Source organism: Williamsia sp. 1135 (genome assembly GCF_002095395.1).
Classification (GTDB): domain Bacteria; phylum Actinomycetota; class Actinomycetes; order Mycobacteriales; family Mycobacteriaceae; genus Williamsia.
Genome location: NZ_MJEI01000097.1, coordinates 98,162 through 113,225 on the forward strand (window position 1 = coordinate 98,162; position 15,064 = coordinate 113,225).

Below are 15,064 nucleotides of genomic sequence, written 5' to 3' on the forward strand. Positions count from 1 at the left end.
CGCTCCCCCGGTGGAAAACTAGCACCGCGGCCGGCGCCGAGGGACTATTCCGGCATCACCAGGTCCAGACGCACCCCGAGCAGGCGAATCGGCCGATCGAACTCGAACTTGTGGAGGACCTCGAGCATCGCCGGTTCGATGACGTCGATGTCGGTGGTCGGTGCAGGCAACTTGCGCGACTTCGTGCGCGTATAGAACGTCATCGTTCGAACCGTGACAGCAACCCGGAACGCGACCCGCTCCTCGGACACCACCTGCGCCAACAACTCTCGGGTCAGCTTTCGGATCGCAGCATCGATCTCAGCAGGCTCGGACAGATCCTTGGGAAACGTCTCGACCTTGCTGTGCGAGCGCGGGATGAACGGCTCTGTCTCGACATTGATGTCGCCGCCTCCCCGCGACAGCAGGTTGAGCCAGTTGCCGAGATGGGGTCCGAATTCCGCGATGAGCCGGCCGCGATCCTCTGTGGCCAGCTGCTCGACGGTCGAGATCCCGAGCGTCTTCAGTTTGGCGGTGGTCTTCGGTCCCACGCTCCAGAGGTCGCCGACCCCACGCTCGCCCATGATCGGCATCCAATTACTGCTGTTCAGTACGAAGATGTGCTCGGGATCGCGCTTGGCGAAGCCCGTCGCCATCTTTGCCCGCTGCTTGTTGTCGCTGATCCCTACTGCCGACGACAATCCACGCTCATCGAGGATCCGCTGCCGGATGGACCGGGCCAGCCCGATCGGGTCGACCCCCGACTCCGCCGCGGGCACACCCAGGAACGCCTCGTCCCAGCCGATGACCTCGACCGGATATCCGAAACTCCGCAGAGTGCTCATCACCTCGGCGGACGCGGCGTCATACGACGCATGGTCCAGCGGCAGATACACCGCATCGGGCATCTTCCGAAACGCCGACCGCAGCGGCATTCCGGCCCGCACGCCGACATCGCGGGCCTCGTACGACGCACACGTGACGACCTTGCGGGGTTCGGTCGGATCACCGGTGCCGCCCACGATCACCGGGACACCCACGAGTTCCGGGTTTCCGCGACGCTCGACAGACACCTGGAACTGGTCCAGGTCGACGTGCATGATCGCGCGGTAGCGCCGGAGCGGCTCAGTCATCCCTGCCGACGTTATTGCAAAACGAGGTCAGGCGCCTGCGCAATCGCAGGCGCGTGACCTCTCGAGGCGAAAGTGACTCAGACACCCTCCTCGTTGGAGGCAGGCGGATACGTCCCGTTCGCGTACGGATTGAACTCGTTGGTGTAGAGCTCTTCGACCTTGATCCCGGCAGGTAGCTCACCGAGCCGAACCGCTTCGTCGACCCACAGGGTGAACTCTTCGGGCTCGATCACCCCACCGGGCACCGGGACGCCGGGGCTCTTCCACTGCTTCACGAACTCGGTGTTCTGTCACTTTCAGACCGCTGGAACGCCAAGTCCTTGAAGATCGTGCCTGTGGCGTGTGGTCGAAGTTTCTCGCTTGGATCCGGTGGAGCGATTGGTGGCTGGCAAGGCGGAGGAGGGAGGCATAGCGGAGCTATACCGACCGACGACAACGCCGCCAGGCGGCAATCGAACGCCGGAGACTGCGAAAGGACTTCGAGCTCGCGACACTAGGTTGCCCACTTCGATCTGCTTCTCTCGCAGCGCCAGTTCGGTGTTGATCGGCGGGACCACGGTCAGCCCCACGTTCTTGATGTCGGCATCTGAGATCCCCTCGCGGTACAGCCATTCTTTGATGGCGTACTCGTGATAGGCGCCGAGCGTATTGATGCCGACCTTCTTACCGACCAGGTCCTGCGCGGTCTCGATCCCACTGCCCTCGAGGGAGTAGTACCCGTGGAACGTTTCGGTGTCCGAACCGTTGGTGGAGACGACCCCGGTCACCTTCGACCCTGCCTGCTGCAACTTGGCCACCGCCGTTGAATGCCGAGCCGGTGTCGATCTCACCGGTTGCCACCGCCTGGATGTCCTGCGGCCCGCTCGTGGTGTCCCCGACCCACTCGAGTTTGACCTTCTGGAAATACCCCAGCGATTCGGCGAGCTCGGACCACCCGACCTGCGATGCCCATCCCTGGTATCGCACCGTCACCTTGCCGTCCGCCCCGACCTCCGCGGTCTCACTCGTCGAACACGATGCCAAGACCACCGTGAGGACGGTGAACACCGCGATCGCGGTACCGGAGAGAAACTTTGGTCGACGTCGCATCTTCATTGTCCTTGTGAGTGATTCGGGTACCGGTCAGGACCCGATGAACTGTTCGCCGGAGATGGCGACCGATGACGCACCGTCGACGCCGACCGGGACGTCGCCTTCGATGGTGGTGCGATACAGCACGCGCGCCACGTCCAGGTGATTGACGTCCCCCGGGGCCAGATGCGCGGTCGCGCGGTTGTCCCACACCGCGATGGTGCCTTCGCGCCAACGCAATCGGACCGTGTACGACGAGTTCGTCACCTCGTCGAAAAGCAGGTCGAGCAGGGCGTCGCTCTGGCGCCTGCTGTAGCCGACGATCCGGCTGGTGAAGCCGGGTTGCACGAACAGGACCTTCTCGCCGGTCACGGGATGAACCCGGACCACCGGATGTTCGGCGATCAGCGGCGTACGTGCCACCTTGTCGCCATAGTTGCTGCCCTCCTTGAACACCGGGTGACGGCCACCGAACCGGTGCTCGGCTCGCAGTCCGTCGACGAGTTCCTTGATGGACTCCGGCAGCCCGGCGTACGCGGCAGCCAGATTGGTCCAGCTGGTGTCCCCGCCCCGGACAGGGGTGTTGCCCGCCCGCAGGATCGACACCGCAGGCGGGTTGACCAGCGCGGTGACATCGGTGTGCCACTCGTTGGTATAACTGGCGGCCTTGACCCCGAACTTGCGCTCGTAGTCACGGTTGTCGATCTTCAGGATCTCGGGGAAGTCGGTCGGCGCATCGTCGTCGTACGGATGCGAGGCGGTCACCGGACCGAAGTTGCGGGCGAACGCGATCTGCTGAGCGTGGTCGATGAGCTGATCACGGAAGAAGATCACCTTGTGCCGGTGCAGGCCGGCGACGATGGCGTCGGCCACCTCGGGATCGAGTGGTCGGGTCAGGTCGACGCCGGTGACGTCGGCGCCGATGTGGCCGGCGACCTGGGCGAAGTGGACTGCGGACGTATCTGCTTCAACGGTGCGGAGATCGGTGATGGTCATGGGCTTTTTCCTTGTGTGAGTGGGTTTCAGGCGGTACGTGCGTAGAAGGGAGCGCCGGAGATCGAGCGTGACTGCTGACCCGCAACACCGACCGGTATGTCGCCCTCGACGGTGGTGCGGTGGAGCACGCGCACGACGTCGAGGTGGCCGAGATCGGTGGGTGCCTGGTGGATCGTCGCGCGGTTGTCCCAGATTCCGATGCTGTCCGGGGTCCACCGGACGCGGACGGTGTACGCAGGATTGGTGATCTCTGCGAACAGCAGATCGAGCAGCCGATCACTCTGCGTTGCACTGAGTCCGATGATGCGGCTGGTGAATCCGGGGTTGACGTAGATCAGCTTCTGCCCGGTGACGGGATGTACCCGAACCACAGGATGTTCGCTGATGATCGGATTCTGCTCGGTCAGGGCCGCCGCTTCCGATTGCTTCTCCCAACGCTTTTCGCGACCGCCGAAACGGTTCTCCGCGTACAGACCCTCCAGGAACCGCTGCAGCGACGCCGGGAGGTTGTCGTAGGCGGCGCCGAGATCGGCCCACGTGGTGTCGCCGCCGACGTCGGGTACGAGCTCCGCCCGCAACACCGTCACAGCGGGCGGATTGACCAGCGCGGTGACGTCCTGGTGCCAGAAGCTGGCGTAGCTGTACTGCTTCGAGCCGCCCCGGTTGGCGTAGGTGCGCGAATCCACCTCCAGCACTTGCGGATAACCCGTCGGCGACTTGTCGGTGTATCCCAGCGGATGGGCATCTGTCACCCGACCGAAGTACTCGGTGAACTGCACCTGCTGCGCATGATCGATGGCTTGATCGCGGAAGAAGAGCACCTTGTACTCGTACAGCGCCTCGTTGAGGGCACGCTGGATCGCCGCGCTCTGCACCTGCGTGAGATCGAGGCCGGAGACCTCTGCGCCGAGATATCCGGCAATGGGAGCGACCTCGATCGATTGTGCTGTCGACGCGACCGGCGTCTGGGTTTCTGCGATGGTCACCGTGATGATCCTTTCTTCGGGCCTTGAGATAACTCAATTGGCATCGGATGAATACTCGAGTCGCCGTGAACACGGCCTGAGGTGAAATATCAAAGGCGCCGGAAATTAACACCAGCGCGGCTTCCACAACGTGGAACCAGCACGCGAATCCGCCGAAAATTCGCGGTGAAAAGATCACGGCGCGCACAATCCTTCCGCTCGGACGGCACACCGGGGATCGTGACCAACAGAGTTGACGAGTCGGCGGGGAGACAGCAATGGACGCAAGCGAGGGCCAGGAGTCCGCGGTGCCTTTGCGGCCCCGCACGGGGTCTCAGGCGATCGAACGGGCGATCTCGGTGCTGTACGCGTTGGAGAACACCGATGCGTTCATCCCGATCAGCGAGCTGGCCCGCCGGGTGGGACTGCCGATCAGCACCACTCACCGGATCGCGCAGGCGCTGGTGCGGGGCAGACTGCTCACCCAAGACCCGCGAACTGATTGTTACGGCATCGGCGACGGCCTGCTCACCCTGGCCACCTCCACCACCAAGCGCATCGACGTCGATGCCGCCGCACCACACCTGCACACCCTGTCGTCGCAGATCAAGATCACCGCGAGCCTGGGTATCACCGAGGACGACCAGGCGGTCACGGTGTACTCGGCGCGTCCTCCGGTTGCCTTCTGTGACCACCAGATCCCGGAGCAACGCGCCGCACTGGACGCCACCGCGATGGGTCGTGCGATCGCGGCGTTCGCAGGGCGAAAAGGGCGACAGCGAGTCGCTGCCGGCGATGCGGCTCGCCGACGTGGTTACGCGATCTCCGATCCGGCCGAGGTCACCGCGATCGCAGTCCCGGTCTTCGACGCGGGAGGACGCGTCCGCGCCTCTATCGGTGTGCAGGCGCTGAGCGCACGACTGAATCAGAATTTGATCTCCCAGATCTATCCGGCGATGCGGCACACCGCGGCTCTGCTCAGCGATGTGGTGTCCGAATCGTCGCCGCAGAAGCTGGGTTCGTCGGTGGGAGCACTGGCGGTTTCTCCGGACCTTTTACGCGGCACGATTTAATTGCGCTGCATATTCCACGTCGTGAAATAGCTTGTTGTGACGGGCGCTCGGCGCCCAACATCATTGGTCCAACACACGGAATCGATCAGCGGTGTTCGCTGACAGGGGCTCGGCAGGACGTCGATTTCGAACAATTACTTTCCGCGGGATCCACCGCGCGGAAAAACCGAAGGGGAATCTCGTGAAACGAACAACACCGCGACGTCTGCGCACGATTGCGGTTCTGGCACTGGCGCTCTCGTTCGGGCTGGCCACGACCGCGTGCGGTTCGTCGTCCGACGAGGCCACCCTGACTGCTGATGGCAAGACCGAACTGAGGTATCTCGCCTCACCATCGACTGTCGTATTCCCAGAACTTGCAGCCGATCTCGGCTACTTCAGCGAGGTCACGCTGAAGTCCGTCGGCGAAACCACCAGCGGACCGCAGTCCATCCAGGCGACGGCAACAGGCGATTCCGACTTCGGCGGCGCCTTCAACGGAGCCATCGTCAAGTTGAAGTCGGCCGGGTCGCCCATCACCGCTGTCGTCGACTATTACGGCGCTGATTCCAAGACCTACAACGGGTTCTACGTACTCGACGGCTCCCCGATCCGCAGCGCCCGCGACCTGATCGGCAAGAAGGTCGGCATCAACACCCTGGGCGCGCACTCCGAGTTCGTCATTCGCGAATGGCTTGCACGTGAGGGTCTTTCGAAGGATGAGATCGCCTCGGTACAGCTGCTGGTGGTGCCACCCATCAACACCGAGACCGCCCTTCGTCAAGGACAGATCGACGTCGGCGCCTTCAACAACATCTTCCGCGACAAGGCCCTCGAGACCGGTGGACTGCGTGAGCTCTTCACCGACGCGGTGTTCGGCGACTTCAGCTACGGCAGCCTCGTGCTGCGCGACGACTTCATCGCGAAGAACCCCGAGGCCGTCAAGGACTTCGTGCAAGGTACCGCCCGCGCCGTCCGATGGACCCAGGTGGCCCCGCGCGACGAGGTCGTCGCACGCTTCAAGGACATCATCGGCAAGCGCGGTCGGGGTGAGGACCCGGCGCTCGCCGACTACTGGCAGAGCTCGTCCATCCCGACCGCCGGCGGCGTCATCAAGCCTGAAGAGTTCCAGCTCTGGATCGACTGGCTGGTACGCAACGGTGAACTCGAGAAGGGAAAGCTCACCCCGGAAGACGTCTTCACCAACGACGACAACCCATACGCAAACGGCACCTACCCGCCTGAGTCGGGACCTGACGGCGCACCTGTGGAGGCAGCATCATGACCACGCCCAAACTCGAACTACGTTCGGTACGAAAAGCATTCCCCTCCCCCGGCAAACCCGATTTCGTGGCGGTCGACGACATCACGATCGCCGCCGCCGAAGGCGAGTTCCTGGTGCTGGTCGGCCCCAGCGGCAGCGGCAAGTCGACACTCCTGGACCTCATCGGCGGACTGACCAAGCCGACATCCGGTGAGATCCTGCTCGACGGCAGGCCGATCACCGGCCCCGGCCTCGACCGGGGTGTCGTCTTCCAGCAATACGCACTCCTGCCCTGGCGTTCCGCGCGTGCCAATGTGGAGTTCGGGCTGGAGGCGAAGGGCATCCCACGCCGTCGCCGCAAGGCGATCGCCGACGAGTACCTGCACCTGGTCGGGCTCGACGGTTTCGCCGATCACCTACCGCACGAGCTCTCCGGCGGCATGAAGCAGCGCGTGGCCATCGCGCGCAGCCTCGCCTACGACCCCGAGGTCCTGCTGATGGACGAACCGTTCGCGGCGCTCGACGCGCAGACGCGGGAGTCGCTGCAGGACGAGTTGCTCCGCATCTGGAAGGCCACCGGCAAGACGATCCTCTTCATCACTCACGGCATCGACGAGGCAATCTACCTGGGGCAACGCGTTGCCGTACTGACCGAACGCCCCGGCCGCATCAAGGAGATCCTCGACATCGACATCGACCACGAGGCGGTCGACGATCTGCGCTCCTCCGAACAGTTCCGCGACTACCGGCACCGGATCTGGCTCTCGTTGCGGCCGGAAGTACAGGCCACCACACTGATTGGAGCAGGTTCACATGTCTAACGTCACCCTGGAGAAGGCGACCCCGGTCGCCGAGGTTGCAGCACCGCCGGTCGCGACACCGGCGCCCGAGAAGCCCCGGGCCCGCAAGCCGGTGGGACGGACCATCCTGCGCACCGGCAACTGGGTGTTCCGCACGACGATCGTGCTGGCTCTGCTGCTCGTGTTCTGGGAGGTGGCCCCGCGTATCGGCCTCGTCGACAAGACGTTTCTGCCTCCGTTCTCCGATGTCGTCGACGCTCTGGTCACATTGGCGCAGAGCGGCCAACTGTCCGAACACATCTCGGCCAGTGTGGGTCGCGCGCTCAAGGGCTTCACGGTCGCCGTCGTGGTCGCCGTTCCGCTGGGAATCGTGATCGGCTGGTACCGCCCTGTCGCGCAACTGCTCAACCCGGTCCTCGAGTTGTTCCGGAACACTGCCGCCCTGGCACTGCTGCCGGTATTCGTGCTCATCCTGGGTATCGGCGAGACGTCCAAGGTCGCGCTGGTCATCTACGCCTGCATGTTCCCCATCCTCCTGAACACCATCTCGGGCGTGCGCACCGTCGATCCCCTGCTGATCAAATCGGCCCGGTCACTCGGCCTCTCGTCGTTTCGGCTCTTTCAGAAGGTGATCCTGCCCGCTGCACTGCCGACCATCTTCACCGGCGTCCGATTGTCTGCTGCCGCCTCGATCCTCGTTCTCATCGCCGCCGAAATGGTCGGCGCGCGCTCGGGACTGGGCTACCTGATCATGGCCAGCCAGCTCAATTTCCAGATCCCACAGATGTACGCCGGGATCGTGACCATCGCGCTGGTGGGTCTCGTCTTCAACTTCGTGCTGGTGGTCATCGAACGCCGATTCTCGCGCTGGCGCACCCCCTCGAACGAATGAACGCCGTCCTTCTGACCTTTCGACCCTAGGAATAACATGTCACGCACGTTGCACCTCAATGCCTTTGTCATGGGCGTCGGCCACCACGAGGCCGCCTGGCGCCATCCCCGCACCGCCGAACACCACGTCCTCGACGTCGATCACTTCGTCCGGCTCGGTCAGATCGCCGAGCGCGGCAAGCTCGATTCGATCTTCTTCGCCGACGGACTGGCGATCGGCCCGAACATCCGGCGCAACACCCAGGCGATCTTCGAACCGATCACCCTACTGTCGGCCATTGCCGGTGGGACCAGCAAGGTCGGCCTGATCGCCACCGCCTCAACGGGTTACAACCATCCGTACACCTTGGCCCGCGCATTCGCCTCGCTCGAACACATCAGTGGCGGGCGGGCAGGCTGGAACAGCGTCACATCCGGCAACAGTCAGGAAGCCCTCAATTTCGGCCTCGACTCCATCCCCGAGCACGCCGGCAGGTACCGCCGGGCCCAGGAGTTCGTCGACGTGGTGACCAAACTGTGGGACAGCTGGGATCAGGACGCTGTGGTGCTCGATGTGGAAGGCGCAGTCTTCGCCGACCCCGACCGGGTCCGGACCATCGACCATGTGGGAGAGCATTTCTCGGTTCGCGGTCCGTTGAATTCACCGCGATCGCCGCAAGGCAGGCCGGTGCTGGTGCAAGCCGGGTCGTCCGAAGATGGCAAAGAACTCGCAGCGCACTACGCCGAGGTGGTCTTCACCGCGCAGCGCACGATTGCCGAGGGCCGAAGCTTCTATCAAGACCTCAAGAGCCGGTTGCCGAAATACGGCCGCACGTTCTCCGATCTGCAGATCCTGCCCGGCATCGTCCCCTTCATCGGCGGCACCGAAGCGGAGGCGAAAGCCCTCGAGCGCGAGTTCACCGACCTCATCTCACCCGACTACGCACTCGGACAGCTCTCGGCATTCTTCAACGTCGACCTCACGGGACTCTCCCTCGATGCCCGACTCCCCGAGCTCCCCCCGGAATCGGAGATCGAGGGACACAAGAGCCGCTCGACGCTCGTTCGCCAGCTCGCCGCGAAGGGTGACTTGACCATTCGAGAGTTGATCGGCGAACTCGGTGGCGGTCGGGGCCACCGCAGCATCGCAGGCACCCCCGAGCAGATCGCGGACGACCTCATCGCATGGGTCGACGCCGGTGCAGCTGACGGCTTCAACATCATGCCGCCCTACCTGCCCGGTGGACTCGATGATTTCGTCGACCAGGTCGTCCCGATCCTGCAGGCACGCGGCCGTTTCCGTACGGACTACACAGAGTCGACCCTGCGGGGCCACTACGGTCTGGACGTACCCACCGCCGCCGAGTCACGGGAGCAAGCAGCCACCGCGGTATGACGGCGACCCTGGATGCTCAGCGTCCATTGCGGTCGCTGGCAGGAACCGTCTATCTGCCGGCCGCGGCGTACGGCATCGGGCAGGGGGCGGCCGCACCAGTGATGGTGCTGGCCGCCCTCGACCTCGGTGCCGGCGTCGCGATTGCCGGCCTCGCGGTGGCGCTGGTCGGACTCGGACAGGTGATCGGCTTCACCTGCTCCGGCCAGATAGTCGCGCGCATCGGTGAACGCCGTTCGATCATCCTCGCGAGTTCGGTGGCGGCGGTGGGCGCACTGACCTGCCTACTGGCGCAGACGGTGTGGTTGCTGGCCCTGGGGATCCTGCTGGTCGGCCTCGCCAACGCCGTGTGGGGCCTGGCGCGGCAGAACTACCTGTCGCTGGCGGTGCCGTTCGAATGGCGGGCGCGGGCGATGTCGCTCTTCGGCGGGGCCATGCGATTCGGCTTCTTCGCCGGCCCGTTCATCGGTGCGGGTGCGATCGTGCTGATGGGGGCACGAGGTGGGTTCGTCGTGCAGCTGGTGGCGATCATCGTCGCCGGACTGATGATGGCGCGGCTGCCGGATCCACCGGGCGCGGGCGCCGTGCAATCGCCGATCAGCCTCCGCGGGGTATTTGCCGAACACGGCCGGTTGCTGTCCACCCTCGGTGCCGGATCGCTGCTCCTCGGTGTCGCCCGCAGCTTACGCGATGCCATATTGCCGTTGTGGGCCAACCACATCGGCCTCTCCCCCGCCGTCGCCAGCATCTTGTTCGGAGTCGGCGCAGCGGCCGACGTGATCTGCGCCTACCCGGCCGGACACCTGATGGACCGCTTCGGACGAACCTTCGTGGCGATCCCGTCGATCCTGGTGTTGGCCGTGTCGTACGTGGGGCTGCCCTACACCACTGCGGTGGCCGGCTTTGCGGCGGTCGCCATCGTGATGGGCATCGGGAACGGTTTCGGCAACGGGGTGATCATGACCATCGGCGCCGACGTGGCACCAGAAACCGGTCGCGCCGAATTCCTGGCGGCCTGGCGACTGACCCACGATGCGGGATTCTTCGCGGGGCCACTGGCGATCGCAGGTGCGGCGGCGCTCTTCCCGCTGTCGGTCGCAGCGTTCACGGTGTCGGGGCTCTCCGCCGGTGGAGCACTGTTGCTGGGTAAGTATGTTCCGGAGTACACGCGGGCGAAATTCGTCTTGGGCAAGGAGAAGGCACATGGACCTGGATCTGACCGGTAAACGGGCAATCGTCACCGGTGGCAGCAAGGGCATCGGCCTCGCGATCGCCACCACCCTCGCCGCCGAAGGTGCCGACGTTGTCATCGCGGCGCGCGGAATAGAGGCGCTGGACGCAGCAGCCGCCGATATCGCCGCGAAGTCGGGTCGCACTGTCGTGGGCGTCCCCGTGGACACCGGCGACGACGCGTCCGTGCAGGCGCTGGTGGCGCGCGCGGTCGCAGAGTTGGGTGGTGTCGACATCCTGGTGAACTCCGCCGCGACGCCGTGGAGCGCGGGCAAACCGACAGATTTTGCGGCCACCACCGACGACGTCGTCCGACGCGAGGTCGAGATCAAGGTGCTCGGCTACCTGCGAACGGCTCGGGCCGTGGCGCCACACCTCATCGACCAGGGCTGGGGACGCATCATCAACATCAGCGGACTCGGTGCCCGACAGGCCAATTCGATCGCCCAGACCATCCGGAACGTGAGCGTGTCGGCGCTCACCAAGAACCTGGCCGACGAACTCGGACCGCACGGGATCAACGTCACGGTGGTGCACCCCGGTCGGACCCGGACCGCACGCCTCGCTCAGCAGCTGGCCGAAAAGTCCGCCGAATCGGGTGTGCCCGTGGCCGACCTCGAAAAAGAGCTGGCCACCAACTCGATCCGCCGGATCGTCGACGCCTCCGAGGTTGCTGACGTGGTCGCGTTCCTCGCCTCACCGCGCAGTGTCGGGATCACCGGCGACGCGATCGCCGTCGGTGGTGGGGTCGTCGGACCCGTCTACTACTGAGATCAGACCTGGCCGGTGGCGTCGTAGATCCACGACGTGTCGGCGGCGGCCAGCGTATCCATCCAGTCCGATGGGGCCGTGTTCGCCAGGCCACCGAAGTCCCAGTAGTCCTTCCAGAGGGTGATCTCGCCGTCGACCACTTTGTGCACGGTTACGAAGGCCAGGGTCGCGGTCTCGCCGGTCGCCCAGGTCCACGTCTCGCTGTGCTCGTACATCACGTCCGCGCCGTCGGAGATCAGCAGGCCGTCGTGGTTGATGTAGTCGGCGAGGCTCTCCAGCCCGACCTTCAATCGCTTGACGATGTCATCGGGACCTCGGGCGGCGAGTCCGGGACCGACCGGCATGTCGATATAGATGCAATCGTCGGACACAAATCCTTTGACCCCCTCCCAGTCTCGCTTGCTCAGTGCGGCCCAGAGACCCAGCACTACGGACTTGTTGTCAGCTGACACGTTCGTACCTCTTTTCGTTCGCGTGTGCGGGAAGGAAACGTCCGATGCGTTTGTGCCCCAGCGCATCTGCCGGGCGGTCGTCGGCGAACACCGTCTCACCGCCCACCATGACGGTGCGAACGGTACGTTCGTTGCGGTTCACCATGCGCGAGAGCCCGCCGAACTGCTCGACCTCCGCCTCGCGATAGTCCTCGAGGGAGGCATCGAGATGCTCGGGGTCGAGCACGAACAGGTCGGCCCGGTCTCCGACGCGCAGGTGTCCGGCATCGATGCCGTACCAGTCACCGAGTTCTCCGGTCAGCCGGTGCACGGCGTGTTCGACGGTCATGAACGGCTCACCGGCCTCCGCCGCGGAATGCACGTGCCGGAGCAGCCGCAGCCCGAAGTTGTAGAACGCCATGCTCCGCAGGTGCGCGCCGGCGTCGGAGAAGCCGATCTGGACCCCGGGATCCCTGGCGAGCTTCTTGAGCAGCTCGGGTCGATGATTGGAGATCGTGGTGCGCCAGCGGATCTTGGGTCCGTGCTCGAGAAGCAGGTCGAGGTACGCGTCGACCGGATGGAGGCCGCCGCGGTCGAGTCCGACGTCGCCGAAGGTCTTGCCGACCACGTCCGGGTCCGGGCATTCGACGATCTCCGCGTCGAAGAAATCCCGGTGCCAGACCCGCGGCCCGTATTTCTTGTCGTAGTCCTGGCGGAACCGGCGGCGGTAGCTCTCGTCCCGCATCAACTCATTGCGGTCGATCTCGTCTTGCAGGTGCAAAGCCGCCGCGCCGGAACCGAACTCCTCGAACACGGCCAGTTCCATGCCGTCGGCGTAGACCTCGAACGGCACCGGCAGGTGCTGCCACCGGAAGTCGCCGCCGAGCCTGTTGATCAGCCTGGCCATCGGGCCCATGGCGTGGACGACCTCGGGTCGGGCTTTGATGTCGGCCGCGGACAGCGGGCTCGTCTTCAGTTGCGGCCGTCCGACTCCCAGCGATGTGAACAGCTGCGACAGTACGTTGAGAGTGCGCGAGATGTCGGGCCCTGACTGCAGCACACGCTTGCGCCTCCGCAGGATCGCGTTGAGTCGGCGCAACTCCCGCCGCTTCGCGTACGTGGACGGCAGAGTTCGCGAGCGGCAGACGACGCCGTCGAGTTTGTCGAAGAGCAGTTGCTGCGACGACAACCCGACGAAACCCGCATCCAGGGCCTTGATGAGCATCCGTTCCATCCGGACCTGTTCGGTTGCGGTGGGAACCACGTCGCCGCGGGTCGCGCGGTCGAGGCCCATCGCCGCCGCCCGGATGTCGGAGTGCCCGATGAAGGCTGCGACGTTCGGGCCGAGAGCCAGCGAGGAGAGCGCGTCGACGTATTCGCGGGCGTTGCGCCACGTCCGGTGCCGCTCGATGTTGGAGATGACGTGGCCGCGCGGGATCGCTTCCACCCGTCCGAAGAGATCCCCTGCCACCTCGGCGTCGACGTGGATGGTCGACAGTGAGCACGAACCGAGCAGCACTGTGGTCACGCCGTGGCGCAGCGACTCGCTCAGATCAGGACCGCCGAGCACCTCGACGTCGTAGTGGGTGTGGATGTCGATCATGCCGGGTAGCACCCACAGCCCCGTTGCGTCGATGACGTCGGCGCAACCGTCTGCGTCGATTGGCTCGGCGGAGATGAGGGCGATGCGACCATCGCGGATGCCGATGTCGCGGATACCCGATGCCGCGCCGGTGCCGTCGAACCACCGGCCTCGGCGGATCACTGTGTCGAAGGCCATAGGTCGGATTACAACCCTGCCGGCGTCGCTACGTCAGTTGAATCGACGAATTGACTCGAAGTTGCGAATCATGTTGGCATAGCGCAAATAATCTGCGCTCCGGGCCATCTGCCGTCAGGCCGGCGGCGGTTTGTGATCGGCAACCAGCTTCTCCGCCAGGTCGTAGTCGTCGTCGCTGTTGTAGGTGAGCCCGCCGACGGTGACCCCGCCGCGCTCGTACCAGACGGTGAAGCCGCCTTCCGGGAAACCACCGTTGCGTTCGACGAGGTGCGCGGTGTCGTAGCCGTCGCCCCATGCCGCGTACTTGAGGGTGTGGTCGCCGATGGTCGTCCAAAATCCCGGAACGGCATCCCACGATTTCTCGACCCCGGCCGCCGTTGCGCCGGCAACCTCCCCCTGATCGACCGCGTCCTGCCAGTGTTCGGTGGCGACCTGGCGTCCGGCGGCCGTGTTGTGCGCGGTCGCGACGTCGCCGACGGCAAGTACACCGGCCGCGCTGGTGCGCATGTGTTCGTCGACGACGATCCGGCCCTCGTCGACCCTCAGGCCCGCCGACTCCGCGATGTCCGCGCACGGCGTGATCCCGGTCGCCGCGAGGATGAGGTCGGCGTCGATGCGGACGCCGTCGTCCAAGGTCACCGCCCCCGGTTCGATCTTGACAACGTTCGGACCGCCGACGTAGCGCACGCCGGCATCGTCGAGCATCGCCCGGATCCTGGCGCCGGCATCGGGGCCGAGACGACTTTTCTGCGGGACATCGTCCGGCGCGACGAGGGTCGTGGTCACCCCGCGCGCCGCGAGCGAAGCGGCGGCTTCACAACCGATGAACCCTGCGCCGATGACCACGGCCGAAGCCGCCTTCTCGGCGGCATCGCGTAGTTTCGAGGCCTCGGAGAACGAGCGCAGCAACAGTGCGTGTTCGCCGCCGGGCACCGGGATCGGTACCGGTCGGGCGCCCGTTGCGATGATCGCGGTGTCGAAATCGATGGTCTCGCTGGTCGAGAGCTTCGCGTTCTTGGCGGTGGTGTCGAGCTCGACAACCGAAGTGTCGGTGCGGACTTCGACGTCGCGCTCGCTGTACCACTCCCTTGGGTGCAACGCGACGTCGTCGGGGCCGCTCTCCCCCTGCAGGTAGTCCTTGCTCAGGGGCGGCCGAAAGTACGGCAGCTCGGGGTCCGTCGTCACGATCAGCACGCGCCCGCTTCCGCCGTTGTGGCGATAACTTTCCGCCGCCGACACCGCGCCGGGACCGCTGCCGATGATCAAAAGCTCGGTGCTGTTCATGCGCCTCGCGTACCCCAATTGAACTGCGGCGAACATTGAGGACCG

16 protein-coding genes are annotated in these 15,064 nt (G+C 65.1%); 7 read left to right on the top strand and 9 right to left on the bottom strand.

What is annotated here, in order from left to right; all coding sequences use genetic code 11:
• Positions 1 to 44: 44 nt before the first annotated feature.
• The 6 genes from BFL43_RS16705 to BFL43_RS16720 all read right to left on the bottom strand — a co-directional run bounded on the left by BFL43_RS16705 (position 45) and on the right by BFL43_RS16720 (position 4,159).
• A complete protein-coding gene (locus BFL43_RS16705) occupies positions 45 to 1,112 on the bottom strand; it encodes a DNA polymerase IV (RefSeq protein WP_084893628.1) in 1,068 nt (355 codons plus the stop codon).
• Positions 1,113 to 1,189: 77 nt separating this feature from the next.
• Entirely contained in the window at positions 1,190 to 1,387 is a 198-nt protein-coding gene (locus tag BFL43_RS29515) for a hypothetical protein (protein ID WP_240498311.1), read from the bottom strand.
• Between the two features lie 21 nt (positions 1,388 to 1,408).
• Positions 1,409 to 1,879 (bottom strand): ABC transporter substrate-binding protein, encoded by a 471-nt coding sequence (locus BFL43_RS29520; RefSeq protein WP_240498312.1) that lies wholly within the window; start codon positions 1,877 to 1,879, stop codon positions 1,409 to 1,411.
• Positions 1,776 to 2,201: a hypothetical protein gene (locus BFL43_RS29525; RefSeq protein ID WP_240498313.1), complete on the bottom strand. Its 426-nt coding sequence runs from the start codon at positions 2,199 to 2,201 to the stop codon at positions 1,776 to 1,778. Before BFL43_RS29525 ends, BFL43_RS29520 begins: the two co-directional genes overlap by 104 nt.
• A 33-nt stretch (positions 2,202 to 2,234) precedes the next feature.
• Positions 2,235 to 3,179, bottom strand: a complete 945-nt coding sequence (locus BFL43_RS16715) for a TauD/TfdA family dioxygenase (RefSeq protein ID WP_084893629.1) — start codon at positions 3,177 to 3,179, stop codon at positions 2,235 to 2,237.
• 26 nt (positions 3,180 to 3,205) lie between these two features.
• On the bottom strand, positions 3,206 to 4,159 hold the full coding sequence (locus BFL43_RS16720; protein ID WP_143695366.1) for a TauD/TfdA family dioxygenase: 954 nt from the start codon (positions 4,157 to 4,159) through the stop codon (positions 3,206 to 3,208).
• A gap of 263 nt (positions 4,160 to 4,422) precedes the next feature.
• On the opposite strand from BFL43_RS16720, the gene BFL43_RS16725 reads away from it, so the two are divergent.
• The 7 genes from BFL43_RS16725 (at position 4,423) to BFL43_RS16755 (ending at position 11,524) form a co-directional block, all read left to right on the top strand.
• Complete coding sequence (locus tag BFL43_RS16725; RefSeq protein ID WP_084893631.1) at positions 4,423 to 5,217, top strand: IclR family transcriptional regulator; 795 nt, start codon at positions 4,423 to 4,425, stop codon at positions 5,215 to 5,217.
• Between the two features lie 214 nt (positions 5,218 to 5,431).
• Entirely contained in the window at positions 5,432 to 6,481 is a 1,050-nt protein-coding gene (locus tag BFL43_RS16730) for an ABC transporter substrate-binding protein (protein WP_240498320.1), read from the top strand.
• Positions 6,478 to 7,281: an ABC transporter ATP-binding protein gene (locus BFL43_RS16735; RefSeq protein WP_084893633.1), complete on the top strand. Its 804-nt coding sequence runs from the start codon at positions 6,478 to 6,480 to the stop codon at positions 7,279 to 7,281. The genes BFL43_RS16730 and BFL43_RS16735 overlap by 4 nt, the downstream gene beginning before the upstream one ends.
• Positions 7,274 to 8,152, top strand: a complete 879-nt coding sequence (locus tag BFL43_RS16740) for an ABC transporter permease (RefSeq protein WP_084893634.1) — start codon at positions 7,274 to 7,276, stop codon at positions 8,150 to 8,152. The genes BFL43_RS16735 and BFL43_RS16740 overlap by 8 nt, the downstream gene beginning before the upstream one ends.
• A 36-nt stretch (positions 8,153 to 8,188) precedes the next feature.
• Positions 8,189 to 9,526: an LLM class flavin-dependent oxidoreductase gene (locus BFL43_RS16745; protein WP_084893635.1), complete on the top strand. Its 1,338-nt coding sequence runs from the start codon at positions 8,189 to 8,191 to the stop codon at positions 9,524 to 9,526.
• Positions 9,523 to 10,749, top strand: coding sequence for an MFS transporter (locus BFL43_RS16750; protein ID WP_084893636.1), 1,227 nt, complete (start codon positions 9,523 to 9,525; stop codon positions 10,747 to 10,749). Before BFL43_RS16745 ends, BFL43_RS16750 begins: the two co-directional genes overlap by 4 nt.
• The gene (locus BFL43_RS16755; RefSeq protein WP_084893637.1) at positions 10,727 to 11,524 is read left to right on the top strand and encodes an SDR family oxidoreductase; all 798 of its coding nucleotides are present in this window, start codon (positions 10,727 to 10,729) and stop codon (positions 11,522 to 11,524) included. Before BFL43_RS16750 ends, BFL43_RS16755 begins: the two co-directional genes overlap by 23 nt.
• A gap of 2 nt (positions 11,525 to 11,526) precedes the next feature.
• On the opposite strand, the gene BFL43_RS16760 is transcribed toward BFL43_RS16755, so the two are convergent.
• From BFL43_RS16760 to BFL43_RS16770, 3 genes are all read right to left on the bottom strand, one after another.
• The gene (locus BFL43_RS16760) at positions 11,527 to 11,976 is read right to left on the bottom strand and encodes a nuclear transport factor 2 family protein (RefSeq protein WP_240498314.1); all 450 of its coding nucleotides are present in this window, start codon (positions 11,974 to 11,976) and stop codon (positions 11,527 to 11,529) included.
• A complete protein-coding gene (locus BFL43_RS16765) occupies positions 11,966 to 13,735 on the bottom strand; it encodes an amidohydrolase family protein (RefSeq protein WP_084893639.1) in 1,770 nt (589 codons plus the stop codon). The genes BFL43_RS16760 and BFL43_RS16765 overlap by 11 nt, the downstream gene beginning before the upstream one ends.
• A 114-nt stretch (positions 13,736 to 13,849) precedes the next feature.
• On the bottom strand, positions 13,850 to 15,019 hold the full coding sequence (locus BFL43_RS16770; RefSeq protein ID WP_084893640.1) for an FAD-dependent oxidoreductase: 1,170 nt from the start codon (positions 15,017 to 15,019) through the stop codon (positions 13,850 to 13,852).
• Positions 15,020 to 15,064: the final 45 nt, after the last annotated feature.

Excerpts from the sequence above, each read along its gene's own strand:
- BFL43_RS16755 (WP_084893637.1), top strand. The coding sequence starts at position 10,727 with ATGGACCTGGATCTGACCGGTAAACGGGCAATCGTCACCGGTGGCAGC.
- BFL43_RS16735 (WP_084893633.1), top strand. The coding sequence starts at position 6,478 with ATGACCACGCCCAAACTCGAACTACGTTCGGTACGAAAAGCATTCCCC.
- BFL43_RS16740 (WP_084893634.1), top strand. The coding sequence starts at position 7,274 with ATGTCTAACGTCACCCTGGAGAAGGCGACCCCGGTCGCCGAGGTTGCA.
- BFL43_RS16750 (WP_084893636.1), top strand. The coding sequence starts at position 9,523 with ATGACGGCGACCCTGGATGCTCAGCGTCCATTGCGGTCGCTGGCAGGA.
- BFL43_RS29525 (WP_240498313.1), bottom strand. The coding sequence starts at position 2,201 with ATGCGACGTCGACCAAAGTTTCTCTCCGGTACCGCGATCGCGGTGTTC.
- BFL43_RS16715 (WP_084893629.1), bottom strand. The coding sequence starts at position 3,179 with ATGACCATCACCGATCTCCGCACCGTTGAAGCAGATACGTCCGCAGTC.
- BFL43_RS16705 (WP_084893628.1), bottom strand. The coding sequence starts at position 1,112 with ATGACTGAGCCGCTCCGGCGCTACCGCGCGATCATGCACGTCGACCTG.
- BFL43_RS16725 (WP_084893631.1), top strand. The coding sequence starts at position 4,423 with ATGGACGCAAGCGAGGGCCAGGAGTCCGCGGTGCCTTTGCGGCCCCGC.
- BFL43_RS16745 (WP_084893635.1), top strand. The coding sequence starts at position 8,189 with ATGTCACGCACGTTGCACCTCAATGCCTTTGTCATGGGCGTCGGCCAC.
- BFL43_RS16770 (WP_084893640.1), bottom strand. The coding sequence starts at position 15,019 with ATGAACAGCACCGAGCTTTTGATCATCGGCAGCGGTCCCGGCGCGGTG.
- BFL43_RS16765 (WP_084893639.1), bottom strand. The coding sequence starts at position 13,735 with ATGGCCTTCGACACAGTGATCCGCCGAGGCCGGTGGTTCGACGGCACC.